Here is a 24,671-nt window from a genome sequence, read left to right as displayed (position 1 = left end):
ACTGTTCACCCTATTTCTTTGATCTTGTAATAGCTTCACGCAGCGGAAAGGCCAAATCAATAATACCGATAATGCGGAGCGGCTGGAACACCAGAACGACGAGCGACAGCAGCAACGCGATCACCGGGCTCATTTTACGACTATGCGTCCAGAAGTAAATAAAGCCAATCGTCTGGATAATAAAACACGCATGGATTAGCGGCAACATACTAACAGAAACCGCCTGAATCCAACTGCTGTCAGAGGACATGGCCATCCACTCAAACACAATCGCCAGCAGGTAATACCAGATGAGCGCGCGTGGCAGCCTCCATTCTCGAGCAGGCTTCATTTTGCGTACAGGCACATCAAGGCTGCTCAATGCCGGACGCGTCAGAGCGTGCGTGATCACAGCCAGTAAAAACGAGGTCAGGATCAGCACATATGGAACTTTGCCGATCATCATCGTACCGAGTCTCTGTGTATCTTCTGCTGTCCAATTCATGCCCGGAAGCATCGGATTTCCATTTAAGATTTGCTGTACCAGATTTGCCGATATAGCAGCCTGATCACGAAGATACTGCGAAAGATCAAACCCGAGGGCATACGTAGCAATGAGTAGCACAACCAACAACTCGGCTAAAATCACACCCGTTCCGGTCATCAACGCCTGAAAAGCAGGGGCTCCCTTTTTATATACCCGTCCCATTAACAAGGCTGGGATCAGAAAATAAATCGCGGGAAGCAGTAAATATACATCTTGTAGCGCTATAATCAACAGCACCGGTATCACATGAATCAGAAATCCTTTGAAAGGCAGCGATGAAAACAATACAACGCCAGGCACAATCAGCAAAAATACGGTAAAGATTCTTAAGGGTGTCAATAGAGACAGCAGCAGAAGCAAATAAATAACGCTCCATGCTACAGTTGCCAAGCGGAATTTCAAAGTTTTCACCTCTTACGCATATGTTCTTCCAGTGCGGAAATGTCCTGATACCAATCCTCTAGCTGGTGTCCTTCTTTTTTGTGCTTTCTTAGCTTGTCAATGAGGAGATCATCCAATTCACGGTAAGACACCCCGAGGCGTCTTCCCAAAATATAACTGCTCATCATCAGGCTCGCCAGACAATCGCCAATGCGGGCTGTACTGCCTTCCCACATCGCTTTAAACAGACGGGAAACCTGGTCAAGCACCTCTGTTTTGAGCCATTCAATCACCTTGGCCCGTTTAACTACATCCAGTTCTTTAGGCATATGATGAAGAGTCACACCCCTCTGAAAAAGCTTTATTCTCCATTATAGCATATCCTATTCTGAAAATAACTGTTACCCCATAGGGTAAATCGTTATTTTCAGAGCAACTATGCTGCTTGCTTTAAGATGACGAGTTAAGTGATTCCCTCGACACAAACTTTTCACAATATTCAATAATCTGGCTACGGCGGACAATGCCGATAAACCTTTCCATGTCATCCACAACAGGGACAAAGTTCTGTACCTTCGCCAAATTAATTAAATCCTCCATATTGGCATCAATGGACACCGGCTTTATCGAAACCCGAAGCGGGACGTCCTTGAGCATGAACTTCGAAGCGTTTTCAAAGGTGATTTTTCCCTCAGATTCTTTCATATGCCACAGCAGATCACCCTCTGTAACCGTGCCGGTATATCTACCTTCCTTATCCAAAATCGGAACCGCCGTGAAACGGTGATACTCCATTCGCTCCAACGTTTGCCGTAAAGTTGCATCCGCCGTGACAAAAGCAACCTCTTGTTTGGGAAGCAAGAAAAAAGCGATATTCATGAGAAACGAATCCCCCTCAAAATCAATTGTAAGATCAAATGATTACTCACTGAATGTCCTGCTTGTCGGGAAGCTTCAGCGTCTGCGGGGTTGTGCCGGAATCCAGCCAGTTTGCGATCATGAGTCTGGCGTATTCGAGTTCCTGTTCATTGGCCCGGTCATAATACAGGCCCTTCTTCTTGAAACCTTCCCCCGTAATCGTAAAGCTCGAAATTTGTGGTTGCCCCTGCGAAATGGCCTGCTTGCCAAGCCCGGTAATAAAAGTAGGCTCCATATCCGTCTTGAAATTGGCCCCCATAATATCGAGCAGCTCCGGAATCTTGGAAATCCCGTTGATATTCAGCAGCTTATCCGCCATTGCATTCAGAAAAATTTGCTGCCGTTTGGTACGGTTAAAGTCGCTGTCTTCCCTATATCTAACATAATACATTGCTTCTTCACCATTATAAAGCGGCTTGCCCGCCTCGATGCGGAACTTGATATGCAGCGGATTTTTATTCTCAATCGGCTTATCGATGGGAAGCTCAACCCCGCCCACCACATTTACAGCATCCTGAATACCCTGAAAATTAATCGTAGCATAATAATCGGCCTTATGCTCCATCAGCTTCTCTACCGTAGCTATGGACATATCCTCGCCTCCGAACGCATAAGCATGCCCCAACTTATCAAAATCATCCTCACCGTCATGATTTGGATCATGTCCGACAATCTGGACATACGTATCCCTTGGAAGGGAAACCAGAAGCACACGCGATTCCGCAGGCCGTACAGCCGCATAAATAACCGTATCCGAGCGGCCACGCGCCTTCTCGTTCGGCCTTTGGTCCGTACCGAGCAGCAGCACCGAAAACGGCTCTTTCCGATAAGCAACCGGCTCCGGTTGCTTCTGTCCCTCCGACTGGCGCGGCTGAAAGGACTTCTCCAGCTTGCTCTCCAAGGTCGGAGATACGAACCAGTCAAAGGCCACCAGCGTCAGCTGTTTACGGAACAGATATCCTCCCGCCGCAATCAGAAACAAAACAATACATGAAATATATAGAGCAGTAAACCTTTTTTTCTTCTTAGGCTTTCCGCCTGTCCTTCTCCTATGTCTTCTCTCCATAACAGGTTCCTTCCTTCTTTACTTCAATAAATCCCATCTCTTCATTAAACCGAATCAGGTCCTTATGAAGCGGAAACTTCCCCCCACAGCATAAAAGGTCTGCTACCTTGTTGTCAAAAGTACCATGTCGTAGCCAGCCCCTCGCCACCACATTCACGCCAAAAAAGGCTTCACCCTCACGGTCAAAGCCTTGCTTGATGTTTATAGCCCGTATCCTATGTAGCTTTTAAAGTCGTTCCTTACCTTAGCGAGGAGCCAGCTTCACCAAATTCTGCACCCTTACCGGGAAAGAGGTAGACAGAGCGAAACCGTAGTCGAACAGCTTCCGTGTCTGCTCGAAACGTTCCTCCTTGCTCGGTGCCCCCAGCACCACAGCTACCAGCCTTCTGCCATGCTGTTCGGCTGTGCCGGTGAAGCAATATCCCGCATCGCTGGTGTATCCCGCTTTCAGCCCATCCGTTCCTGCGTAAGAGTAGGGTCCCGCCAAGGAAGGCAGCATCCAATTCGTATTACTAATATAAATGCCCTTATCCTTCAATTCCATCTGCGTACGGCTGGACGTTCTCAAAATCTCCGGATGCGACGTTATCAGGTAGGAGGCCAGCTTCGCCGTATCGCTTGCCGTCATTTGTGTTTCTCCCCGAATATTCTCGGGATGGTTAGGACCCAGCTCACTCTGTCCCGCTCCTGACGCATTGCTAAATCGGCTGTAGGACGTTAATCCAATCTTAGCCGCCTTGTCGTTCATACGCTTCACAAAGGCCGGTTCATTGCCTGCTGAGCGTTCCGCCAGTGCCACAGCCGCGTCATTAGCCGAATACACAACCATACTCTGGAACAGTTCGGACACCGTCAGCCTTTCACCATACCGGAGTGACAGATTTACACCACCCACCGTACTTGCGTAACGACTAATTTTCACTTCATCATTCCAGCCTAACCGCCCGGCACGAATATCCTCTAGCACCAGCAGCTCGGTCATGAGCTTGGACATATTTGCGGAAGGCATAGGCGTATCGCCATTCACATCCATCAACAATTCTCCCGTCTGCATGTCCATCAGTACCGCAGCGCCTGCGTGTACATCTGGCTTACCGACCAGCAGTCGGGGTCCAAGTGTAATAAAAATCAATATAATAAGTACCGGGACCACAATAGCCCAACGTAACCAGTATTTTTTCATCATCGTAATAACCCCCATACTTTATTAGACGATGAAAAATCCATTTTGTCTGCAACTTTTCGAAAAAAAGATGCAATTTTTTTGCTTTTTCCAATCCACAGCAAAAAATCTGTCATTTCCTGCTTGCAGACTGACAGATTTTTATAAGTCGAATGATTCAAAAAGGCTTTCTACTATGTTTCTAGGCAAAATGACAGGCCACATAATGCTGATCGCCTGCATCCCGATACGCTGGAATTTCTGTTTTACAACGGGCCTCCGCCATAGGACAGCGCGTATGGAACTTGCAGCCTGACGGCGGATTCGCCGGGGAAGGAATGTCCCCTTTTAGCACAATCCGTTGTCTCTTGATCGTCGGGTCGGGAATGGGAACCGCCGACAGTAGCGCCTTCGTATACGGATGAAGAGGATTACGGAATAGCTCTTCCTTGGAAGTTAACTCCACCATCGAGCCTAGATACATCACACCGATACGGCTGCATAGATGCTCGACCACACTTAGATCATGCGAGATGAACAGATACGTCAACTGCCGTTCCTGTTGCAAATCACTTAACAAGTTAATGATCTGAGCCTGAATAGACACATCAAGTGCAGATACCGGCTCGTCAGCCACGATAAAATCAGGATTCAAAATCAAAGCCCGCGCAATCCCGATCCGCTGACGCTGACCGCCAGAGAACTCATGCGGATACCGATCATAATGATAAGCAGATAATCCGCAGATATCCAGCGTCTCGTTCACCTTTTTCCGCAGCTTGCTATGTTCAATCAATCCGTGATCCAGCAGCGCTTCCCCGATGGCTTCCCCCACCTTAATTCTCGGATTCAATGAGCTAAAAGGGTCCTGAAATACAATTTGCAGCTTCGGACGAAGCGCACGGATCTGCTCCTTGCTTAACGCATGCAAATCCTCTCCCTTGTATCGCACCGATCCCTCGGTCTTATCCATCAGTCTGAGAATCGTACGCCCAATCGTGCTTTTGCCACAACCGGATTCTCCTACCAGACCAAAGGACTCTCCCTTATGGATGTTAAAAGATACATCATCGACCGCTTTCACATGCCCCACGGTACGCTGGAAAATCCCGCCTGTGATCGGGAAATATTTTTTCAGACCTTCCACTTGAATTAAAGGCTCGCTCATCCCCGTTGCCCTCCTTCTTCCTCATATAGCCAGCAGGCAACCTTATGACCGTTCTTCTTTTCGTGCAGGGGAGGGACCTGATCCTTACAGATTTGCATACAATGCGCACACCGATCATGAAAATGACAGTTTTCCTCCAGCTCAATCGGGTTGGGAACCTGACCAGGGATCGAATACAGCCGATCAATCTTCTGATTAATGACAGGCTTCGCCTTCAATAGCCCTTGTGTATACGGATGCTGTGGATTTTTGAACAACTCAATGACGGGGGCCTCTTCAATCACATTCCCAGCATACATAACGACCACGTAATCGGCCATTTCCGCCACGACGCCCAGATCATGCGTAATCAGCATAATGGACGTTTTGAGCTTATCCTTCAAATCCCGCATCAGATCGAGGATTTGCGCCTGAATGGTAACATCCAGCGCCGTTGTCGGCTCATCTGCAATGAGCAGCTTCGGATTACAGCTCAATGCAATAGCAATCATGATCCGCTGACGCATGCCGCCGCTCAGTTCATGCGGATACGAATGAAATATTTCTTCCGAACGCGAAATCCCCACCAGATTGATCAGCTCAATCGCCCGGGTACGTGCTTCCTTTTTACTCATTAATGTATGCATCAGCAGCGGTTCCGTAATCTGTTCTCCAATGGTAAGCACGGGATTCAGCGAAGACATCGGCTCCTGAAAAATAATTGAAATGTCATTGCCGCGAATTTGCTGCATTTGACCTTTATTCAGCGTTAACAGGTTTTTGCCCTCAAACCAGATTTCACCGTCTGAGGTGTGTGGGGAATCAATTAGTCGCATCATCGTCATGGCTGTTACACTTTTGCCGCAGCCGGATTCGCCTACCACACAGAGCGTTTCACCCTCACGTATTTTAAAACTGACGTCATTGACCGCTTTGACAGTTCCGCTAGAGGTATGAAAGTGGGTTTTCAGGTTACGAAATTCAATCAAAGCATTTTCCATAAACGTTCGTCTCCTACTTCTTCATTTTAGGGTCCAATGCATCGCGCAAACCGTCGCCAATCAGGTTAATCGCTACAACCGTAATCAAAATACACATTCCTGGTGGAACCCATATCCAGGGCCGTTTGCGGAAGTCGATCAGATTGTTCGCAGCCGAAATCATATTTCCCCACGAAGGTGTGGGCGGCACAACACCGATTCCCAGGTAACTGAGCGCTGACTCCGTGATAATCGCCCCGGCCACCCCGAGCGTAGCCGTTACAATAATAGTAGGAATCGTGTTCGGCAGCAGATGGCGGAATATTTTACGGCGGTCTCTCAAGCCGAGCGCTTCCGTCGCCTGCATGAACTCCTGTTCACGCAGCGTAAGAATCTGCCCCCTGACCAGACGGGACAAGCTCGTCCAGCTCAAGATCCCGATAATGAGCATTAGAAAATAAATCCGTTTCGCTGGATCAACCTTCAAATCGGACAGAACGGCACCTAAAATAATCAACAGCGGCAATGTAGGCAATGCCATAAAAATATCGGCAATCCGCATAATGATCGTATCCACGCCTTTACGATAAAATCCTGCCAGTGCTCCCAACGTCGCACCGATCACGACTGAAATAAACGTGGCCACCAGCCCCACCGTCAAAGAAATACGGCCAGCCAGCATTGTACGCAGCAAAATATCTCTGCCAAACTTATCTGTACCAAGCCAGTACTGGGCATTCGGGGCTAAATTTTTGTCAGATAGCTTATAATCATCCAGATGATAAGGTGAAATCATCGGTCCAAATACGCAAATGATCACCATAAGAATCAGTATAATGAGTCCGGCCAAAGCCAAATGGTTCTGGTTAAAACGGCGAACGGCGATTCTCCACGGAGACGCTTCAGGACGGGTCGCCGCCTTTGGACTGGTTTCAATCGTGACTGTTTCTGCGGGCAATAGTATCCCTCCTACTTCAAGCGAATTCTTGGATCTGCCATGCCATACAATACATCCGAGAGCAAATTACCGATGAGCGTAAGGACCGCCAGAAAAATAGTGAAGCCCAGCATAAACGGATAATCACGCATACTGATCGACTCCAGATAGACCTGCCCCACACCCGGCCACACAAATACCTTTTCCAGAATCATCGCCCCGCCAAATAAAGCCGGAAGCTCAAAGCCGAGCAGCGTGATGGCTGGAATCAGTGCGTTGCGCAGAGCATGCTTGAAAATAACCGTCCGTTCCTTCAAGCCCTTAGCGCGTGCGGTGCGAATATAATCCTGACGAATAACCTCCAGCATACCTGTACGGAAATACCGGGTCAGGCTGCCTGTGCTCAGCATCGTAAGAACGAGCGTTGGCAGGAACATATGCTTGAGAACATCCACGATATAAGCCCATGAGCCCGGCTCCATCCCTGCTGTTGTCATACCGCCAACCGGAAGAATGCCCCATTCCAAAGCAAATACTTTGATCACCAAAAGACCGATAAAGAAGGACGGCAGCGACATACACAAAAATATGAATAGCGTGACAAACTTATCGAATAACGAATATTGGAACTTGGCTGAAAATACCCCGGCAACAACTGCAATCAGCCAGCTAAAAATAAGACTGAAAAAAGCGATAATAAAAGAGTTCCATACATAATTGCCAATGACCTTCGTTACCGGCTGCTTATGCTGTAATGAATCCCCCATATTACCCTTCAACATATTCCCCGCCCATATAAAATAGCGTTGGTACTCCGGCTTATCCAACCCGTAGATATGTCGTAGCTGCTGTGCCTTTTCGGCGGTCATATTCGGGTTCTGCTTGGCTGTAATATAATCACCCGGCACCATGGCTGAAATCGCAAATACGATAATGGATATGCCAATGAGTGTGGGGATGAGTTGCAGCAGTCTTCGAATAATATACTGCTTCATAATCATTCCTCCAGACAAATAAAGAAGTGATATGCCCAGCCCGTGAGAGCTGAGCATACGATTGGCAACCCTTATTGAGCGAGCTGAGCGTTATACAGACTGAATTCAAAATCTTTGTATGGTGTAATTTCTAAGCCGGATACACGCCCATTAACTGGCCACATATCTCTGCGCTGATACATAAAGATGGCTGGCAAATCCTTGTTCAGCTCTTGATACAGCTCCTTGTAGATCACTTTACGTTTCTCTTGATCCAATTCCTTTTTACCCGTAATCGTCAACTCATCGACCTTTTTATTGGAGTAGCCGACATCATTTTGTGCGCCGTTCGTAAGGTAAACCGTTGTATCCGGATCAGGTGTCAATCCCCAAGCGGCAAAGAACATATCGAACTTGCCTGTATCTTTTTTATCCATAATCGCGTTAAAATCCAGTGTTTCAGAATTCAGCTTAATGCCCAGTTCCTTGTAGTTGTTGGACATAATCGGCAGCAAGGCCTCTACTACTGGATTATCCGCAGTCGCTGAGAAGTTAATGGTAAACTTTTCACCATCCTTCTCACGGATACCGTTCGCTCCAACCTTCCAGCCAGCCTCATCCAGCAAAGCCTTTGCTTTAGCGGTATCAAACTCATATTTGTTAATGCCTTCATCTGTATAAGACCAAGCTTCTGTAGATTGTGGAATGTTAATGACATTCGCATACGGACCGTACACCCCTTCCACAATTTCCTTCCGGTTCAAACCGATGGTCAGAGCTTGGCGTACCTTAGGGTCCTGAAATTTCTTTTCTTTGTGATTAAATGCAATATATCCGTAGCCGTTGGTCGGCATAATATTCACGTCCAGGAAGCCCAGAGACTTCAATTCCTCTACGTTATCTTCTGTAACCGTAACATTGTCTATATCGGTCTCACCCGTTTGCAGCATAGACAAGTTGGTTTCGTCTGTCGTGGTTTTGAAAATAACCGATTTTACCTTCGGTGCGCCCTTGAAGTAGTTTGGATTGGCTTCAAGTACGACTTGTTGACCCGGGGAGAAGCTTTTCAACACATACTGCCCGGAGCCGATTGGCTTATTATTAAGCGCCTTGATGCTGTCCAGGTTACCCTTTTTGAAACCTTTTCCGTAATAAGCTTCTGGCATGAAGTATTGCTCACCCAGAAAATCCTTTGTATAAGCTGTTGCTTCTGTAACGGTTACCTCTACCGTATTATCATCAATGACCTTGATACCGGAGATATCATTCGCCTTGCCATCGTGATATTCTTTACCGCCTTTAATCTTAAAAGATAAAATATCGGTTTCTCCATCGTAATTCGGATCATGCAGTACCTTCAGGACAAAAGCATAATCCTTCACCGTTACTGGCGTTCCGTCGCTATACTTCACACCTGGTTTCAGGTGGAACGTGTATTTCAAGCCATCCTGAGATACATCAATTTTGTCAGCCAAACTATTTTCATATGTACCATCCGCTTTCACCTGTAAAAAGGAATCAAATACCGTTCTGACTACATATAGATCGTAGGTCGTTTGCCAGAACAACGGATTAAATACCCCTTTAGGTGACGTCATACCTACCACAATGTTATCCTTTCGGTTTGTAGCTCCCGGCGGATTTTGGGTCAGATCACTTGCTTTAATAACACCCTCAGTAACTTGTGCACTGCCTTTTTTACCCTCTGTTTTATTATCCGTTTTGCCCGGCTGCGCTTCATTAGCACCTCCGCTACATCCTGCAAACAGAACACCAACGATCGTAAGCACCATAAGCAAAGAAACCCATTTCTTCGTTTGCACCATTCTGTTCATCCCCCTTAGTCGGTTCTTTTATTTAACAGCCTGTCTCTTTCCTGCGTTGATTCGTTAAAGCTTGAGGTTTGAAAATGAAGTCTGTGCATCCTCCTTACGGTTACCAATGATAACGTAAACACGTGTTTTTAGACCTTTGGTCAATTTAGGGTGCTGATAACCATTACATTTTTATTAAGGTTTATCTTAAGTGTAAAATAATATCACGTCAATATCTTTTTTTGTGTAATATAAAAATGCAAAATATCTATTTTTGTAAAGTTTATGAATTTTATTCGAAAAAATGCCGGTGATCTGAACTTCCATGTAATATAAAATAACATTTCAGAAATCTGAAATGTTTACTCTGGCGAGTTGGGGAATGTGTGATCACAAATGCGACCATAAAAGCTGAGCTACGCTTAATGGTTAAACATGGATTGTATTATTAGTAAGTTACAATACATGGGACTTGTTGTCAACCAGAAAAATCATAAAAAAGACGCTCCCGAAATCGGGAACGCCTCTTTTGCTCTTCCATCAAACTACTATTCAGTAGTGTAAGGAAGCAATGCGATTTGACGGGAACGTTTAACCGCGATTGTCAACATACGTTGATATTTCGCGCTTGTTCCAGTCACACGACGAGGAAGAATTTTTCCACGTTCGCTGATGAATTTTTTAAGCAGGTCTGTATCTTTATAGTCAATGTGAGTAATTTTGTTCACAGTGAAGAAACATACTTTACGACGTTTGTTGCGACCACCACGACGAGCTGGTCTTTTGTTATCGTCTCCGCCTTCTCTTTGTCTGAAGCCCATTCTTTGTCAGTCCTTTCCCAATTAAAATGGTAGATCATCATCCGAAATATCGATCGGTTTTCCGTCATCGGAAAAAGGATCCTGATTGTTTCGCGAGTTATTATTCCCGCGTCCACTATTGCTGTTACCGCCTCCGAAAGGAGACTCCTCACGCGCAGCTCCACCGCTATTGCCGCCACCGTTACCGCCATCGCGGTTAGATTCCAGGAAACGCACATTATCAGCTACAATTTCAGTCACGTATACACGTTTTCCTTCATTGTTCTCATAATTACGCACCTGAACACGGCCTTCAACAGCCGTTAAACGACCTTTGCGAAGATAGTTAGCGCATGTTTCAGCAAGCTGACGCCAGGTTACGATCGGCAAGAAATCCGCTTCCCGTTCGCCGCCTTGACTCGTAAACGGACGGTCTACAGCCAGGGTGAACTGGGTTACTGCTACACCAGACGGTGTATAGCGCAGCTCTGGATCTTTGGTCAAACGACCGATCAGAATGACACGGTTCAACAATCCAATCCCCTCCTTTGAGCGTTGTTCATTACATAATCACGTACAATAATTAAGCTACGTCGTTCGTAATGAGATAACGAATTACTTCGTCAGAAATTTTCATGAGACGCTCAAGCTCAGCAACTACAGCAGGTTCTGCTGTGAAGTTTACCAGAACGAAAGAACCATCACGGAATTTCTTAATCTCATACGCAAGACGACGTTTAGTTACATCGTGACTCGTAATTTCGCCACCGCCGTTGGAGATGATACCTTGGAATTTATCGACTGCCGCTTGAACAGCTTCTTGTTCAATGTCAGGACGAATAATGTACATCACTTCATATTTGCGCATTCTTTACACCTCCTTATGGACATAAGGCCCTCAATCTTGGTTGAGAGCAAGGAACGAGCCTAAACTCGCACTAAAACAGTTTACCAAATCCAGCAACTGATTGCAACCAGCAATTGAGTTCATGGGATGTAAATCCGTTAAATTAGCTGCACACATCCCATTTTCTATGATTTTATAGGTACAGTATAATTTATATATATAGGAAATAACTCAATTTTCTGAAATCCCGTGTTGTTGTTCCCGCATGTTTCTGCTCATGTCAGCGCACAATAACCGTTGCAGTTCAAATCCATGTAGTAAAGGAGGAACAATCTTATGGGTGAAAAAACCGAATTTGAGCCAGGCGACAAAGCGCCAAATGACGGCGTATATATGGAAGTCGGAGAAAAAAGCTTTCATACCGAAATTCAAAACCCGCAGCAAGTGACACTCGAAAGAGGCGAAACTTTTCCGGAGACGACCAACCATAATCGCAAATGGAAGAAAAAAACGAAAGCCCGCGTTCATTAATGTATATTTTCTCGACATTCGGGCCATATTATAATCAGGCGATACAACAGAGAGGTGTGGTTCCGTTGGATGACGTAGCCGGACAAACTGTTAGGGGATCCATTCCGGGCATTAGAAGCGTTAGGTTTGTGTAAGAGGACACTGTCTTTTCAACACTGGTATTGCTTGTCAGTACACCGAGTTTCGTGATGTGATTGGACAGATCGTATCCTGTTAAAAATGTATCGCCTACGATGGAGGACCTTTGAGGTCCTCCTTTGTTGCATTATCGGACTTTTTGCATATACTGGTAAAATGCAGATTAATCCGGCTCCTTCTGCTAGAATATATCCAAGTACAAAGACCTACTATTTACGGAGGTTTTAAGATGAGTTATTCTCGAATATTAAGGTGGATATCAGGTATATTCGAATTGGTGCTTGCCGTACCGATTGTGGGAGGAGCTATTGTCGTGGGGACCGGTTACTCTGCTCTGGGATTCATGCTTGTCCTGCATGCAGTAACACTCATCCTGTCGTTACGCAATCAGGAAGCGATCTACGGCTCTGTATGGGGGATATTGACCTCTTTGCTGGCCTGGATCCCCGTCGTAGGCTGGGTTCTCCATCTGATCGCAGCAATCCTACTGATGATCTCCGGCTCAAAAAAAACTAAACGCTATAACTACCCACCAAACCAGTTATAACAACGAAAAATGCTCCTGACGGCACTTATTTTCCTGCTGTCAGGTTTTTTTCGCTGTAACGACACCTCTAAAGAACTTCCTAACTCTTGTCTTTTACAAGATTCAGCTGTATGTCTCCCCTTCCTCGTAGACACAGTAATTCATCGAACAGAAAAGTAAGGCCGCTCTTGTCCCTCCAGCTCCTGATGAGGTCGGTTACTACCTCCATCAAATCACGCCGAATCCCTTCTGCCAGTTGTAGTCCTGCACTATCTCCGTCGATGAAAAAATGTGAATGCCCCGGCTGATCAAACTTGCGAACCTGACGCAGACATAGCACACCATTGTCCAGATAGAAGTAATAGCATTCTTTATAAAGTACTCCTTCGAATAGCTCATACATATGCGGCAAATCATACGGCCCGTATACCATCGCAGCCCATTCCAATCCCAACGATTTACTCATACACCCGTCCTCCTTTTCTTCCTTTATCCGTTTTAGTTCTTAAACCAATTAGAGACTCAACTTCCTTTGATTTTTTTCAACTTCGTACGCTTATACGTACAACATATATTTCAATTATATTGTACGCTTATGAGTACAGTCAACGGTTTTTGAAATAAAAATAGGAGTGTGTGGAATGAAGGTAAAAGTAATGCTTGGTGAGCTGATCAAAGTGAGGGGGATTTCTCTAAACGAATTGTCTCACAAGACTGGTGTCCGCAGAGCGGCACTATCTGAACTTGCGAACGAGAAGAGAGAAAACATAAACTTCAAACATATTGAAGAAATCGCAGATGCATTAAACATTACAGACATCCGTGAAATAATCACACTTATAGATGAAGAACAGAGCACACGTTATAAATAGGAAATAAAAAACTTTGTGATCCATATATAATCCCTTCCCTTAATTACGATTTTCGTAATTTACATTTAATTACGTTTTGCGTAATTGTCAACATTTATTACGTTTCTCGTATCCTCTATATATTTAGTTATGTGAAATAAGAAAGGAGGACAAACATTGAGTCAACGATTGCTCGTCTGTGATTTAAAGAACCTCTTGCGCGAAAAGGGTTGGGAACAAAAGAAATTAGCCGAGCTAACTGGTATTAGAGAAGCTACCATTTCAGAACTGGTCAGAAATAAAAACAAGATGTTTCCCCGACAGGCATTGGAAAAAATCATTAATGTTTTAGATATAGATGATATAGGGAAATTATTAAGAGTTGAATATGCAGATGCTGATAAGTAAATAAATATCTGCCTCAGCTTAATTGTAGTGTAACGCTATAACTACCCGCCAAACCAGCTATACTATAATAACAAATAACTAATTTAGTATTTTACAATATGTCTCTAAGGAGGCTCACTAGCTTGGGTCAAATTTATTTTAAATTGAGTGAAACACTAGAAATGATTGGAGCTACACGTAACAAGGTCGCAGTTGAGTCGAAAACAAGACCTGCTACTATTCTTGATTTAGCAAGTGGCGATACAAAAACCATTAAGCTGGAAACCTTGGTCAATATCTTAAATGCGATAAACGAAATCGCCCATAGCCACGGATTAGAAAAAACATTTGGTATTGAAGATATCATTCAGTACATTCCTAAAAACATAAAAAATGAGCGCTAACCCGCTTTGGGGCAGCGCTCATTTTTTTATCAGTTTATATAAATTTATTGCATAATAAATTATCGCCTAGAAAATCAAAAAATCTCCTACGTCCATAGACGTAAGAGATTGATTTATTATCTAATGAAGTTAGTGGCGGAAAGAGTGGGAGTCGAACCCACGCACGCCTTGCGACGCCTAACTGATTTCGAGTCAGCCCCCTTAGACCTCTTGGGTACCTTTCCGCAGCAAGGATTATTATATCATCATTGTGCCCATGATGCAAGTTCATTCTTACCCAAAATCACTCAGTTACCCCGGCTCAATTCGTTTCTGAATTTTGCCCATCAGCGCTTGCCTTTGAACGCAACACCTTCTTCATATTCTTTTCGAACTTGGCACGCGGAATCAGCACACTGTGCTGGCAACCGACACATTTGATCCGAATATCCATACCCATACGGATAATTTCCATTTCATTCGTTCCGCAGGGATGGGGCTTCTTCATCTGCACAATGTCCCCCAGTTCAAACGACTTACGCTCCACCCTTCTCTCCCCCTTTTCTTTCTTGCTCGTCTTCCTTTTCGAGGGTTACCGCCGTCTCCAGCGCGCTCTGACGATGTTCCTCATCCTCTAGTGCCTTCTTGATGTTATTCTGAATATCGCGTCCCACCGCAGCCCCTGTATTCGGCATACACTCCGCCACAACACGCACAATATACTCAGATGTCGTCATGGACTGAACTCCCAGAACATCCGGTATATTCAGCACCTGCACATTGGACTCCTCAATTCCATGGATCGCTTGTTTTACCAAGCCAACAGCTTCCTCCAGAGTACGCTCCGCCTTCATCGGTACATCTACCACCGCCAACGAATTGGACATGGAAAAGTTCGTAACAGCCGTAATCGAGCCGTTAGGTAAAATGTAAACTTCCCCTTTCCAGCTCACCAGCCTGGTTGTACGCAGCCCAATCACTTCTACTGTACCTTTGTAGGTTCCTGTCTGAATAACGTCTCCTACGGCAAATTGATCCTCGAAAATGATAAAGAATCCGGTAATCACGTCCTTGACCAAGCTCTGCGCCCCAAAACCAACGGCCAATCCAAGCACTCCGGCTCCGGCAATCAGAGGTCCGAGATTAATGCCCATTTGAGACAATACCAGCATAATCAGAATAAAATTGAATACGATATTGGTTACATTTTTAAGCAGTTCCCCAACGGTAGTTAACCGCCGGGTATTCAATCGAAATCTGCCGTTCTCTCCCTTTTGCTGCATCGACTTATCTATAATTTTATTAATAACCCGAATAAAGATACGTGTAATGATGAAAATAATAGCGATCTTCAAAACCACAAACAACAAGGTTGACCACATCGCACTATCTGTAAGCCATCCCCATATAACATCCTTCCAGTGTATCGCATCCTTCACAACAGCAGCCGTTCCTGTATCGTTCTCCAACCAACGCATTAAGGTCATTCTGTTGCTCCTCCTTACACAAGGGACCTACTCTTCTGGTTTCCCAAATTCTATTTTCTACTACATAAGCCCATCTACTGCCTTCATTCATGTTGCTATGAATAATCTACTTCCCCCGAGTATAAAAGCCCAAACTTATCCATATACTAGCTACTATCTTGAGAATAAATGTTACCCGCAGGCTAATTGTTATTCTCTAAGGCAGTTATACTGCTGGTTTTCATCTCTGATCAAATGCGATACCAACAGCTAACAGTCTATATAAAGCGAGCGCAACCTGCACACTCCATTACAGAGCGAAAGGAAGATTCCATGACTCATCCATCTGACTTCATTCCGGGGCAAGAACCCCTTAGCTTAAAAATATCACACACCGACCCCGGGATCCAATCAGCCATCATCCATCGTTTGCTGTTCCATTTGCACCAGGCGCCCAGTCTGCAAAATATCGTTATTATTTGCATCGGCACCGACCGTTCTACTGGAGATTGTCTCGGCCCGCTCGTAGGTACTCATTTGTCTCGCTATAAAAGCCCGCTCTTTCACCTTTACGGGACATTGGAAGAGCCTGTACATGCTATGAATCTGCAAACAACACTGGACGGCATACACACCCGGTACGACCAGCCCTTTATCATCGGCATAGACGCATGTCTTGGACAAACCTCCAGCGTTGGATGCATTCAGGTTGCGGACGGGCCTTTGAAACCTGGTGCGGGGGTAAATAAAGAATTACCGCCGGTCGGCGATATCCATTTGACAGGAATCGTTAACGTCGGCGGCTTTATGGAATACTTTGTGTTGCAGAATACAAGACTAAATCTGGTAATGAAATTATCAGATATCATTGCTGGCAGCTTATACTCCGCGATTAAGGAGTGGCATTACCGTTCCGTCCTGCTTGCTGCGCAAGAGTAATGGCTTCTTTCTCTTCAGGAGATAAGGAATAGGATGACTGCCCCGCTTCCAGGGGCTTGGCATACACATAAGAACCATCCCGGTTATAAATACCGGTTAATACGATACCGTCCTGATTGTCATCTACAATAGCCATGGAGAAGCTTAGATCGCTTCCTCGCTCGCCAAAGGCATTATAGCGTTTGATGCCTATATGTCCTTTCAGGCCTGTCAGTTTACTGCGTAGAGATTTCATACTTGCACGATGGGCTTCCTGCTCATCCTCAATCGTATCCATTTGTACCTTCAAATCAATCAGCAGCGTTTCCAAATTCTCAACACCGCTGCCTGCCATCATGGTTTCATACTTTCGCCGCATCTTCTTCAACTTTGCACCCTGCACAATGATAACAATCAACAGGATGAGCAAAATCAGCACAATTCCTGCAACGATTCCGGCAAGCTGTTCCATGATTAGTCCGTTCAATTCAGCCATATGCTTGCTTCTACTCCTCTATCTCAAAAAATCATGTCACTGCATACCTCTTATTTTATACGTTTGAGGACAGCGAAACAAATAACAGAAGGCTATTAGTTTATCCATCCAGACTATTCTGATTCCTACGCATCCAGACAAAGTAAAGACATATCTCACTTCCCATTTCGACCAAGGAGACATGTCCTATTTCATACAGACTACTGCAATAGTTCCAGTAATCTTTCCAAATCCTGCTGGCTGTAATAATTCAATTCGATTTTACCTTTATCCTTGTTATGCTTAATTTTCACAGTTGTTTTAAAACGTTCACGCAAGGACTCCTCCATATGATCAATAAAAGGGTCCTTTTTTCTCACCTTGGGCTTGGCCTTCGCTTCACCAGGCTTATGGTCCAACTGCTGTACGGCTTCTTCCAGCTCCCGAACACTCCACTGCTGCTCAATGCATTGTGTCGCCAGCTGCTTCACCATGTCCGGATCTTTGAGCCCAACAATCGCTCTGGCATGTCCCATAGATAATGTTCCACGTGAAACATGATCCTTAACTTCCTCCGGCAATGCAAGCAAACGAAGGAAATTCGCAATATGAGAGCGCGACTTGCCCACTTTCAAGGACAATTCCTCTTGAGTTAACGAGAACTGATCCATTAATCCCTGATAGGCAACTGCTATTTCCATCGCATTCAGATTTTCGCGCTGCAAATTCTCAATCAGGGCAATCTCCATTACCTGCTGATCAGTAAAATTGCGAACAACCACAGGTATCGTCGAATTCCCACAATATTGGGAAGCCCGGAATCTTCTTTCACCTGCAATAATTTCATAGCCTCTTAATACACTACGCGCAATAATAGGTTGAATAACACCGTGCTGACGAATGGATTCTGCCAGTTCTTTAATCGATTCCTCATCAAACGTTTTGCGAGGCTGGTACGGATTTGCACGCAACTGACTAAGCGGAATGTCAACAACCTTGTCCTCATCATTGACCGTAAGGGAGGGAATGAGTGCATCCAGCCCTTTTCCCAACCGTTTACTCATAAGATGCCACTTCCTTTGCCAACTCAATATATACCTCTGCCCCACGGGAGCGGGGATCATACGTAATAATGGACTGGCCATGTGATGGTGCTTCACTGAGTCTCACATTGCGTGGAATAATCGTCTGATAAACCTTGCTTTGAAAATACTTTTTCACTTCTTCAATCACCTGAATACCCAAGTTGGTACGGGCATCAAACATCGTCAGCAGCACACCTTCAATTTGCAGTGAGGTATTCAAATGCTTTTGCACCAATCGCACAGTATTCAGTAGCTGACTTAAACCTTCCAATGCGTAATATTCACATTGAATGGGGATAATGACCGAATCAGAGGCCGTTAAAGAATTAAGTGTCAAAATCCCTAACGATGGAGGGCAATCAATCAATATATAATCGTACTTATGCTTGACGAGCTGGAGCGATCTTTTTAATCGGAGTTCACGAGAAATGGTCGGCACCAGCTCGATTTCCGCTCCTGCCAGTTGAATGGTGGCAGGAATAATATCCAGACCCTCAATCTGTGTACTGACAATCGCTTCGCTAGGATCAACCTCATTAATGAGTACATCATAAATGCAATTTGCCACATCCGCCTTATTGATACCCACACCGCTCGTTGTATTACCTTGCGGGTCGATATCCACGAGCAATACCCTTTTGCCGAGGGAAGCAAGTCCGGCGCCCAAATTCACGGAAGTAGTTGTTTTGCCCACTCCGCCCTTTTGATTGGCTACGGCTATTATTTTTGACACTTCATTCACCTCATACTTTAATCGGAATCCTGCTATATTTCTTTATTGCAAAATCCTTTATTAAGACGATTCTCTATTATTAGCTTAGGGATAAGGGCAATTTTATCAATAGAATACGAGTATGCTGCGATTTTAATTGGCGTTAGACAGAAAAAGCGGCAATTGCTGCCGCCTGTACGCTTCATCCCTTACTTACGTTTGGGGATTTGAATGACAATCTCATAGTGATCCTCATGATCGGATTCCTTGGTCTTGATATCCAAGCCTGAGCCAGACACCATATCAATGGATTGACGAATCGTATTCAGCGCAAGCCGGACATCCTTAGTAAAGGAAATCCGCTTGGATTTCTTAATCGTGGACACTTGTTTATAAAAGGCGACTCTCGCCTCTGTCTGTTTCACATTGAGTTCCTTGGCGATGACTTCATCCAAAACCTTATACTGTAGCTCTTCAGTCTCTAATGACAATAAAGCACGGGCATGACGCTCGGACACTTTCCGTTCCATTAGAGCACCTTTCACTCTCTCTGGCAGGTGAAGCAGTCGTATCTTATTAGCAATAGTGGATTGGCTTTTGCCAAGTCGCTGAGCGAGACTTTCCTGGGTGAGCTGATGCAGGTCAATCAACTTCTGGTAAGCTACAGCCTCTTCAATCGCTGTGAGCCCTTCCCTTTGAAGATTTTCAATCAACGCGATAGAAGCAGCTTGTGAATCATTAAACTCACGAACAATGGCTGGAATGGTATCCATCCCCAGCTTGGTGACAGCCCTCCATCGACGTTCCCCTGCTATAATTTCGTATTGTCCATTACGGAAACGAACGACAATCGGCTGAATTACACCATGCGTCTTAATGGTCTGGCATAGCTCATCAATCTTCTCGTCGTCAAATATGGTGCGGGGCTGATAAGGACTGCTGACAATATCCCGAACTGGAATTTGCTTTATTTCGTCCCCAGTGGATCGCTCCGTCAAACCAAATAGCTTGGAAAATTGTTCTTTCATTCCGTATAATACCACCTAATTTCATAATAGCACCATACTAACAGCGCTTCGTGAAAAACAGTTCCTTACGCGGATCGTAGACGCTTTTATATGGGACAGCGCCGTAACCGGGTACACTCCACGTATTCTCCCTGGCATTGTTGTCCCACTTCCCCCTTATGTATATCGTAATCGAACGGTACGGGAAGCAGTCAACTTAAATCAAAAACGATTATCTCTATTCTATCACTTTTCCAGCCATAATCCTATCGTCTCTACCAGCTTTTCGGAAGGATCAGAGAATAAATTGCACACCCAATCAGATGCCTATTTATCCATGTTTCTCTACGCCGTAAATAAAGACCTTCTGCATCTATACGTTGTTTATGTTAAGAGCATTGCAAGTCATAAAAAAAGTGAATGTTTCACGTGAAACATTCACTTTCTTTCAATTGGTTACACTAACGGTGTTTTTAAAGGCGTACCCGGCTTACGCGGATATTTCCGTGGTGTAGCTGCTCTTTTTTCAATAATAATCATATGTCTAGCTGCATCCTCCACAGGTAACTGAAAAGCCTGAATATGCTTAATCTTCCCTTTAAGCTCTTTCAAGCTATAGGAAGCTTCCTTGATTTCTTCCGTCGGATCACTGCCCTTCATCGCAGCAAAGTGACCCCCTTCACGGACAAAAGGCAAACAAAACTCATTCAGTACCGCAAGACGGGCAACGGCTCTGGCGGTGACCAGATCGTAGCTGTCGCGGTATCCCGTTTTACGACCCAACTCCTCTGCCCTGCTATGGACCAGCTCCACGTCTTCCAATCCTAGCTGTTCTACCACATGCGCCAGAAATTGTATGCGTTTGTTCAACGAATCCACAATGGTCAACTGAATCTGCGGAAAGCATATTTTCAAAGGAATGCCTGGGAAACCTGCACCTGATCCGATATCCGCCAAGCTTTCCACATCATTTAACGGAACATAAAAAGCCAGCGAAAGAGAATCGTAAAAATGCTTGGTGTACACCGCATCCCGCTCTGTAATGCCTGTCAGGTTCATCTTTTCATTCCACTCAACCAGCACACGGTAATACGTTTCGAACTGCTCTAGCTGACTGTCATTAATCACAATGCTATGCTCTGCCAGTCGCTGCTTAAATTGCTGTTGTATCGCGTCCATTATGATCCCCTTGCTGCCGTTACGCGGTTATAATGCTCCAGGTAAACAAGCAAAATGGAAATATCCGCAGGAGTCACACCCGAAATACGGGATGCCTGACCAATCGACATCGGACGAATTTTCGCAAGCTTCTGCTTGGCTTCAATCGCCAAACCCTGAACCTCATCGTATACGATATCCTCTGGAAGCTTTTTCTTCTCCATTTTTTGCAGACGTTCTACATGCATCAGTTGTTTCTCGATGTAGCCCGCATACTTAATCTGGATTTCTACCTGCTCCTGTTCCTCCTCAGTCAGAGCTACAGGTGAAGGTGAAATTTGTGCCACTTGTGCATAGCTGATCTCTGGTCGACGCAGCACGGTTAACAAATTACTGCCGTCCTGTATCGGTGCAGATCCACCTTGCTCCAGCATCTCATTCACATCAACTGGACGCACTTTTGCCAGACGCAAACGCTCAATCTCTTGCTCTACCTTTTGCTTCTTATCCAAAAAGCGCTCATACCGTTCATTCGTAATCAGGCCGATATCATGCCCGATTGGAGTCAAACGCAGATCCGCATTATCATGACGCAGCAACAGACGGTATTCTGCACGGGAGGTTAGCAAACGGTAAGGCTCATTCGTACCTTTGGTCACCAAATCGTCGATCAGAACGCCGATATAGCCTTGGGAGCGGTCCAGCACGACAGGTTCTTTGCCCTGCACCTTACGAGCCGCGTTAATGCCTGCCATAATCCCTTGGCCGGCTGCTTCTTCATAACCGGAAGTGCCATTAATTTGACCCGCCGTGAACAGGCCGGGTACTCTTTTCGTTTCCAACGTAGGCCACAATTGTGTAGGCACCATAGCATCATACTCAATCGCATAGCCGTTACGCATCATTTCTACCTTTTCCATCCCCGGAATCGAGCGCAGCACAGCTAATTGCACATCCTCAGGCAAGCTGGTCGACAAGCCTTGAACATAGTATTCAGATGTGTTTTTACCCTCAGGCTCCAAAAAGATTTGATGCTTCGGCTTATCACTGAAACGCACCACTTTATCTTCAATAGATGGGCAATAGCGCGGTCCTGTTCCTTCAATCAGACCAGAGAACATCGGCGCACGATGCAAATTATCATTAATAATCTGATGAGTTTCCACTGAAGTATAAGTCAGCCAGCAAGGAAGCTGCTCATTATCCGAAGACTTCGTTTCATACGAGAAAAACTTCGGTTGATCGTCCCCCGGCTGAATTTCGGTTTTGCTAAAATCAATCGTGTCCTTATGCACGCGCGGCGGCGTACCCGTTTTGAAGCGGACCAGATCAAAACCCAGCTCGCGCAAATGCTCAGACAGTCTCAACGAAGGCTGTTGATTGTTCGGGCCACTTTCATACATCAGCTCACCCATAATGATTTTACCACGTAAATAAGTGCCTGTAGTCAGGACAACCGCTTTGCTGCGGTACTCTGTGCCGGTCTTCGTGATGACGCCCACGCAATGACCGTCTTCAATAATCAGCTCTTCCACCATTCCCTGGCGCAAGGCCAGATTCGGTTCCTTTTCCATCGTTTCCTTCATCGCATGCTGATAAGAGAACTTGTCAGCCTGTGCGCGCAATGCGTGAACGGCAGGCCCTTTACCTGTATTCAGCATCCGCATTTGGATAAACGTCTTGTCGATGTTCCGGCCCATTTCGCCGCCCAAAGCATCAATTTCACGCACAACATGCCCCTTTGCAGGACCGCCAATAGACGGGTTGCAGGGCATGAACGCGACCATATCCAGGTTAATCGTAATCATCAACGTACGACAGCCCATCCGGGCTGCTGCCAAGGCGGATTCCACACCCGCATGGCCCGCGCCTACGACAATCACGTCATAGTCGCCTCCTTGATATCCCATACCTCTCTTACCTCCTTATGCACTTCAGTCTTGATACCGAATATGCTCTTGTATATCTATAACGATAGCAGGGCTTATACCAGCCATACTCGAATGTCCTATTTGCCCAGACAGAATTGTGAAAATATTTGATCGATTAACGCATCATGCGCCGTATCGCCCACAATCTCGCCCAAATGCTCCCACGCCAATCTTACATCAATCTGGATCATGTCAATCGGAACGAATTGATCAGCAGCTTCATAGGCATCTACCAACGATTGGCGAGCCTTCTTCAACAAAGCAATATGCCGTACATTGCTGACATATGTCATATCGGCAGATTCCAGCTTACCACTAAAGAACAACTGCGATATGGCCTGCTCCAGCCGATCTGCTCCCTCATTTTCCTTTACAGACATCGGTACGATAAGCTCTTCGGGAACATAACGCAGCAGCAAATCCCGGTCTATTTGGGCCGGTAAGTCCATTTTATTCATAATGACAATCGCTTGTCTACCGCGGATTTGTTCCATTAATGCCATTTCATCCTCATGCAGCGGTTCGTTGGCGTTAATCACGATGAGCAGCAGATCTGCTTCACTGACCGCTGTTCTCGAACGCTCTACCCCGATCCGTTCCACCACATCCATCGTTTCCCGAATGCCAGCCGTATCCAGCAGCTTCAGAGGGATGCTGTTAATCGTCACATATTCCTCAATAACGTCACGGGTCGTGCCCGGAATATCGGTCACAATCGCCCGTTCGCCCTGAGCCAGTGTATTCAGCAGCGAGGATTTCCCCACATTCGGTCTTCCGACAATCGCTGTGGTCAGGCCCTCACGTAGAATTTTCCCCTGCTCCGCTGTATGCAGCAACCGATCAATTTCCGCCATGACCTGACTGCTCTTATCCTTGATCAGTTCAGACGTAAAAGACTCCACATCATGCTCAGGATAATCAATGTTCACTTCAATATGAGCCAATGTCTCTACCAGAACATGCCGCAAACGGCGGATATTCTGTGACAGTTGTCCATCTACTTGCTTCAAAGCTACTGAAAAAGCTTTATCCGACTTCGAGCGAATCAGGTCAATGACTCCCTCCGCCTGACTCAGATCAATACGACCGTTCAGAAAAGCACGCTTCGTGAATTCGCCCGGTTCGGCCAAACGTATATTTTGCAGCAATAGTAAATCCATCACCCGTTTGACGGCTACAACCCCGCCATGGGTACTGATTTCTACGACATCTTCTGTTGTAAAAGAGCGTGGCGCTCGCATAACCGTAACTAGAACTTCCTCCACCTTTTCATGGCTTTGAGGATCTATAATATGTCCATAGTGTACCGTGTGAGATGGAGCCTTGCTTAGAGGCGTTTTGCTCCGAAACAAAGCTTCCACTTCCGTGACGGCTTCCGGGCCGCTGACCCGTACAACCGCAATCCCCCCTTCACCAACAGCAGTTGCAATGGCAGCTATGGTATCGCTCAACATATGATTTCTACCTCCTATCAAGTAGAAACGGCATTGCCGCCCTTAATCAAGGACGGCAACCGTTTCAGCAAGAAATATAAAAAACAATGGCTTCTGC

Annotated in this window: 29 protein-coding genes and 1 tRNA gene; 6 read left to right on the top strand and 24 right to left on the bottom strand. The window is 45.6% G+C overall.

What is annotated here, in order from left to right:
• Positions 1 to 10 precede the first annotated feature (10 nt).
• The 13 genes from ACQ4MX_RS15085 to rpsF form a co-directional block, all read right to left on the bottom strand.
• Positions 11 to 928, bottom strand: a complete 918-nt coding sequence (locus ACQ4MX_RS15085; protein ID WP_431085670.1) for a DUF2232 domain-containing protein — start codon at positions 926 to 928, stop codon at positions 11 to 13.
• Between the two features lie 5 nt (positions 929 to 933).
• Positions 934 to 1,236, bottom strand: a complete 303-nt coding sequence (locus tag ACQ4MX_RS15080) for a MazG-like family protein (RefSeq protein ID WP_014278979.1) — start codon at positions 1,234 to 1,236, stop codon at positions 934 to 936.
• A 121-nt stretch (positions 1,237 to 1,357) separates the two neighbouring features.
• On the bottom strand, positions 1,358 to 1,786 hold the full coding sequence (locus tag ACQ4MX_RS15075; RefSeq protein WP_025683707.1) for a CBS domain-containing protein: 429 nt from the start codon (positions 1,784 to 1,786) through the stop codon (positions 1,358 to 1,360).
• Positions 1,787 to 1,832: 46 nt separating this feature from the next.
• On the bottom strand, positions 1,833 to 2,891 hold the full coding sequence (locus ACQ4MX_RS15070; protein ID WP_431085669.1) for an LCP family protein: 1,059 nt from the start codon (positions 2,889 to 2,891) through the stop codon (positions 1,833 to 1,835).
• Between the two features lie 244 nt (positions 2,892 to 3,135).
• Entirely contained in the window at positions 3,136 to 4,077 is a 942-nt protein-coding gene (locus ACQ4MX_RS15065; RefSeq protein WP_025683705.1) for a D-alanyl-D-alanine carboxypeptidase family protein, read from the bottom strand.
• Positions 4,078 to 4,255: 178 nt separating this feature from the next.
• A complete protein-coding gene (locus ACQ4MX_RS15060) occupies positions 4,256 to 5,221 on the bottom strand; it encodes an ABC transporter ATP-binding protein (protein WP_134911778.1) in 966 nt (321 codons plus the stop codon).
• A complete protein-coding gene (locus ACQ4MX_RS15055) occupies positions 5,218 to 6,201 on the bottom strand; it encodes an ABC transporter ATP-binding protein (RefSeq protein WP_431085668.1) in 984 nt (327 codons plus the stop codon). Before ACQ4MX_RS15055 ends, ACQ4MX_RS15060 begins: the two co-directional genes overlap by 4 nt.
• A gap of 13 nt (positions 6,202 to 6,214) precedes the next feature.
• Positions 6,215 to 7,138, bottom strand: a complete 924-nt coding sequence (opp4C, locus tag ACQ4MX_RS15050; RefSeq protein ID WP_431085667.1) for an oligopeptide ABC transporter permease — start codon at positions 7,136 to 7,138, stop codon at positions 6,215 to 6,217.
• Positions 7,139 to 7,149: 11 nt separating this feature from the next.
• Complete coding sequence (locus ACQ4MX_RS15045; RefSeq protein WP_431085665.1) at positions 7,150 to 8,112, bottom strand: ABC transporter permease; 963 nt, start codon at positions 8,110 to 8,112, stop codon at positions 7,150 to 7,152.
• 71 nt (positions 8,113 to 8,183) lie between these two features.
• On the bottom strand, positions 8,184 to 9,917 hold the full coding sequence (locus ACQ4MX_RS15040; protein ID WP_431085664.1) for an ABC transporter substrate-binding protein: 1,734 nt from the start codon (positions 9,915 to 9,917) through the stop codon (positions 8,184 to 8,186).
• A gap of 536 nt (positions 9,918 to 10,453) precedes the next feature.
• Complete coding sequence (gene rpsR / locus ACQ4MX_RS15035) at positions 10,454 to 10,726, bottom strand: 30S ribosomal protein S18 (protein ID WP_013312800.1); 273 nt, start codon at positions 10,724 to 10,726, stop codon at positions 10,454 to 10,456.
• Between the two features lie 21 nt (positions 10,727 to 10,747).
• Positions 10,748 to 11,239, bottom strand: coding sequence for a single-stranded DNA-binding protein (gene ssb, locus ACQ4MX_RS15030; RefSeq protein WP_013312801.1), 492 nt, complete (start codon positions 11,237 to 11,239; stop codon positions 10,748 to 10,750).
• A gap of 49 nt (positions 11,240 to 11,288) precedes the next feature.
• Positions 11,289 to 11,573 (bottom strand): 30S ribosomal protein S6, encoded by a 285-nt coding sequence (gene rpsF, locus ACQ4MX_RS15025; RefSeq protein ID WP_044648139.1) that lies wholly within the window; start codon positions 11,571 to 11,573, stop codon positions 11,289 to 11,291.
• 315 nt (positions 11,574 to 11,888) lie between these two features.
• On the opposite strand from rpsF, the gene ACQ4MX_RS15020 reads away from it, so the two are divergent.
• Both ACQ4MX_RS15020 and ACQ4MX_RS15015 read left to right on the top strand, forming a co-directional pair.
• Complete coding sequence (locus ACQ4MX_RS15020) at positions 11,889 to 12,083, top strand: YjzC family protein (protein ID WP_025683698.1); 195 nt, start codon at positions 11,889 to 11,891, stop codon at positions 12,081 to 12,083.
• A gap of 367 nt (positions 12,084 to 12,450) precedes the next feature.
• On the top strand, positions 12,451 to 12,768 hold the full coding sequence (locus tag ACQ4MX_RS15015) for a hypothetical protein (RefSeq protein WP_014278991.1): 318 nt from the start codon (positions 12,451 to 12,453) through the stop codon (positions 12,766 to 12,768).
• Positions 12,769 to 12,847: 79 nt separating this feature from the next.
• Here the strand turns inward: ACQ4MX_RS15015 and ACQ4MX_RS15010 are convergent, their stop codons facing one another.
• Positions 12,848 to 13,213, bottom strand: coding sequence for a hypothetical protein (locus ACQ4MX_RS15010; RefSeq protein ID WP_431085663.1), 366 nt, complete (start codon positions 13,211 to 13,213; stop codon positions 12,848 to 12,850).
• A 175-nt stretch (positions 13,214 to 13,388) separates the two neighbouring features.
• Between ACQ4MX_RS15010 and ACQ4MX_RS15005 the strand changes: the two genes are divergently transcribed.
• The 3 genes from ACQ4MX_RS15005 (at position 13,389) to ACQ4MX_RS14995 (ending at position 14,389) form a co-directional block, all read left to right on the top strand.
• Positions 13,389 to 13,619, top strand: a complete 231-nt coding sequence (locus ACQ4MX_RS15005) for a helix-turn-helix domain-containing protein (protein ID WP_431085662.1) — start codon at positions 13,389 to 13,391, stop codon at positions 13,617 to 13,619.
• 156 nt (positions 13,620 to 13,775) lie between these two features.
• Positions 13,776 to 14,006: a helix-turn-helix domain-containing protein gene (locus ACQ4MX_RS15000; protein ID WP_431085661.1), complete on the top strand. Its 231-nt coding sequence runs from the start codon at positions 13,776 to 13,778 to the stop codon at positions 14,004 to 14,006.
• Positions 14,007 to 14,128: 122 nt separating this feature from the next.
• Complete coding sequence (locus ACQ4MX_RS14995) at positions 14,129 to 14,389, top strand: XRE family transcriptional regulator (protein ID WP_431085660.1); 261 nt, start codon at positions 14,129 to 14,131, stop codon at positions 14,387 to 14,389.
• Positions 14,390 to 14,522: 133 nt separating this feature from the next.
• On the opposite strand, the gene ACQ4MX_RS14990 is transcribed toward ACQ4MX_RS14995, so the two are convergent.
• The 3 genes from ACQ4MX_RS14990 to ACQ4MX_RS14980 all read right to left on the bottom strand — a co-directional run bounded on the left by ACQ4MX_RS14990 (position 14,523) and on the right by ACQ4MX_RS14980 (position 15,855).
• Positions 14,523 to 14,613: transfer RNA gene (locus ACQ4MX_RS14990), tRNA-Ser, on the bottom strand.
• A 77-nt stretch (positions 14,614 to 14,690) separates the two neighbouring features.
• Positions 14,691 to 14,915, bottom strand: coding sequence for a DUF951 domain-containing protein (locus ACQ4MX_RS14985; protein ID WP_149096140.1), 225 nt, complete (start codon positions 14,913 to 14,915; stop codon positions 14,691 to 14,693).
• Complete coding sequence (locus tag ACQ4MX_RS14980) at positions 14,905 to 15,855, bottom strand: mechanosensitive ion channel family protein (protein ID WP_431085659.1); 951 nt, start codon at positions 15,853 to 15,855, stop codon at positions 14,905 to 14,907. Before ACQ4MX_RS14980 ends, ACQ4MX_RS14985 begins: the two co-directional genes overlap by 11 nt.
• Positions 15,856 to 16,167: 312 nt before the next feature.
• Between ACQ4MX_RS14980 and yyaC the strand changes: the two genes are divergently transcribed.
• Positions 16,168 to 16,773 (top strand): spore protease YyaC, encoded by a 606-nt coding sequence (gene yyaC, locus ACQ4MX_RS14975; RefSeq protein ID WP_134911768.1) that lies wholly within the window; start codon positions 16,168 to 16,170, stop codon positions 16,771 to 16,773.
• Here yyaC and ACQ4MX_RS14970 read toward each other — a convergent pair.
• From ACQ4MX_RS14970 to mnmE, 7 genes are all read right to left on the bottom strand, one after another.
• The gene (locus ACQ4MX_RS14970) at positions 16,727 to 17,248 is read right to left on the bottom strand and encodes a DUF4446 family protein (protein WP_134911767.1); all 522 of its coding nucleotides are present in this window, start codon (positions 17,246 to 17,248) and stop codon (positions 16,727 to 16,729) included. The genes yyaC and ACQ4MX_RS14970 overlap by 47 nt on opposite strands.
• A 200-nt stretch (positions 17,249 to 17,448) precedes the next feature.
• A complete protein-coding gene (locus ACQ4MX_RS14965) occupies positions 17,449 to 18,291 on the bottom strand; it encodes a ParB/RepB/Spo0J family partition protein (RefSeq protein WP_044648683.1) in 843 nt (280 codons plus the stop codon).
• Positions 18,284 to 19,045: a ParA family protein gene (locus ACQ4MX_RS14960; protein WP_025683689.1), complete on the bottom strand. Its 762-nt coding sequence runs from the start codon at positions 19,043 to 19,045 to the stop codon at positions 18,284 to 18,286. Before ACQ4MX_RS14960 ends, ACQ4MX_RS14965 begins: the two co-directional genes overlap by 8 nt.
• 188 nt (positions 19,046 to 19,233) lie before the next feature.
• Positions 19,234 to 20,052, bottom strand: coding sequence for a nucleoid occlusion protein (gene noc / locus ACQ4MX_RS14955; protein WP_431085656.1), 819 nt, complete (start codon positions 20,050 to 20,052; stop codon positions 19,234 to 19,236).
• 435 nt (positions 20,053 to 20,487) lie between these two features.
• Positions 20,488 to 21,210 carry a 16S rRNA (guanine(527)-N(7))-methyltransferase RsmG gene (gene rsmG, locus ACQ4MX_RS14950; protein ID WP_134911765.1) on the bottom strand — a complete coding sequence of 241 codons (723 nt, stop codon included), beginning with the start codon at positions 21,208 to 21,210 and terminating at the stop codon, positions 20,488 to 20,490.
• Entirely contained in the window at positions 21,210 to 23,099 is a 1,890-nt protein-coding gene (gene mnmG, locus ACQ4MX_RS14945) for a tRNA uridine-5-carboxymethylaminomethyl(34) synthesis enzyme MnmG (RefSeq protein WP_431085655.1), read from the bottom strand. The genes rsmG and mnmG overlap by 1 nt, the downstream gene beginning before the upstream one ends.
• A gap of 98 nt (positions 23,100 to 23,197) precedes the next feature.
• A complete protein-coding gene (gene mnmE / locus ACQ4MX_RS14940) occupies positions 23,198 to 24,574 on the bottom strand; it encodes a tRNA uridine-5-carboxymethylaminomethyl(34) synthesis GTPase MnmE (RefSeq protein WP_149096137.1) in 1,377 nt (458 codons plus the stop codon).
• Between the last annotated feature and the right edge of the window lie 97 nt (positions 24,575 to 24,671).

The organism is Paenibacillus sp. 8b26 (genome assembly GCF_050626875.1).
Lineage (GTDB): Bacteria > Bacillota > Bacilli > Paenibacillales > Paenibacillaceae > Paenibacillus.
The sequence above is the reverse complement of the archived record's forward strand: the minus strand, read 5'-3'. Positions and strand labels throughout refer to the sequence as shown.

Excerpts from the sequence above, each read along its gene's own strand:
- ACQ4MX_RS15080 (WP_014278979.1), bottom strand. The coding sequence starts at position 1,236 with ATGCCTAAAGAACTGGATGTAGTTAAACGGGCCAAGGTGATTGAATGG.
- ACQ4MX_RS15075 (WP_025683707.1), bottom strand. The coding sequence starts at position 1,786 with ATGAATATCGCTTTTTTCTTGCTTCCCAAACAAGAGGTTGCTTTTGTC.
- ACQ4MX_RS15070 (WP_431085669.1), bottom strand. The coding sequence starts at position 2,891 with ATGGAGAGAAGACATAGGAGAAGGACAGGCGGAAAGCCTAAGAAGAAA.
- ACQ4MX_RS15065 (WP_025683705.1), bottom strand. The coding sequence starts at position 4,077 with ATGATGAAAAAATACTGGTTACGTTGGGCTATTGTGGTCCCGGTACTT.
- ACQ4MX_RS15060 (WP_134911778.1), bottom strand. The coding sequence starts at position 5,221 with ATGAGCGAGCCTTTAATTCAAGTGGAAGGTCTGAAAAAATATTTCCCG.
- ACQ4MX_RS15055 (WP_431085668.1), bottom strand. The coding sequence starts at position 6,201 with ATGGAAAATGCTTTGATTGAATTTCGTAACCTGAAAACCCACTTTCAT.
- ACQ4MX_RS15045 (WP_431085665.1), bottom strand. The coding sequence starts at position 8,112 with ATGAAGCAGTATATTATTCGAAGACTGCTGCAACTCATCCCCACACTC.
- ACQ4MX_RS15040 (WP_431085664.1), bottom strand. The coding sequence starts at position 9,917 with ATGGTGCAAACGAAGAAATGGGTTTCTTTGCTTATGGTGCTTACGATC.
- rpsR (WP_013312800.1), bottom strand. The coding sequence starts at position 10,726 with ATGGGCTTCAGACAAAGAGAAGGCGGAGACGATAACAAAAGACCAGCT.
- rpsF (WP_044648139.1), bottom strand. The coding sequence starts at position 11,573 with ATGCGCAAATATGAAGTGATGTACATTATTCGTCCTGACATTGAACAA.
- ACQ4MX_RS15020 (WP_025683698.1), top strand. The coding sequence starts at position 11,889 with ATGGGTGAAAAAACCGAATTTGAGCCAGGCGACAAAGCGCCAAATGAC.
- ACQ4MX_RS15015 (WP_014278991.1), top strand. The coding sequence starts at position 12,451 with ATGAGTTATTCTCGAATATTAAGGTGGATATCAGGTATATTCGAATTG.
- ACQ4MX_RS15010 (WP_431085663.1), bottom strand. The coding sequence starts at position 13,213 with ATGAGTAAATCGTTGGGATTGGAATGGGCTGCGATGGTATACGGGCCG.
- ACQ4MX_RS15005 (WP_431085662.1), top strand. The coding sequence starts at position 13,389 with ATGAAGGTAAAAGTAATGCTTGGTGAGCTGATCAAAGTGAGGGGGATT.
- ACQ4MX_RS14980 (WP_431085659.1), bottom strand. The coding sequence starts at position 15,855 with ATGACCTTAATGCGTTGGTTGGAGAACGATACAGGAACGGCTGCTGTT.
- yyaC (WP_134911768.1), top strand. The coding sequence starts at position 16,168 with ATGACTCATCCATCTGACTTCATTCCGGGGCAAGAACCCCTTAGCTTA.
- ACQ4MX_RS14970 (WP_134911767.1), bottom strand. The coding sequence starts at position 17,248 with ATGGCTGAATTGAACGGACTAATCATGGAACAGCTTGCCGGAATCGTT.
- ACQ4MX_RS14965 (WP_044648683.1), bottom strand. The coding sequence starts at position 18,291 with ATGAGTAAACGGTTGGGAAAAGGGCTGGATGCACTCATTCCCTCCCTT.
- noc (WP_431085656.1), bottom strand. The coding sequence starts at position 20,052 with ATGAAAGAACAATTTTCCAAGCTATTTGGTTTGACGGAGCGATCCACT.
- rsmG (WP_134911765.1), bottom strand. The coding sequence starts at position 21,210 with ATGGACGCGATACAACAGCAATTTAAGCAGCGACTGGCAGAGCATAGC.
- mnmG (WP_431085655.1), bottom strand. The coding sequence starts at position 23,099 with ATGGGATATCAAGGAGGCGACTATGACGTGATTGTCGTAGGCGCGGGC.
- mnmE (WP_149096137.1), bottom strand. The coding sequence starts at position 24,574 with ATGTTGAGCGATACCATAGCTGCCATTGCAACTGCTGTTGGTGAAGGG.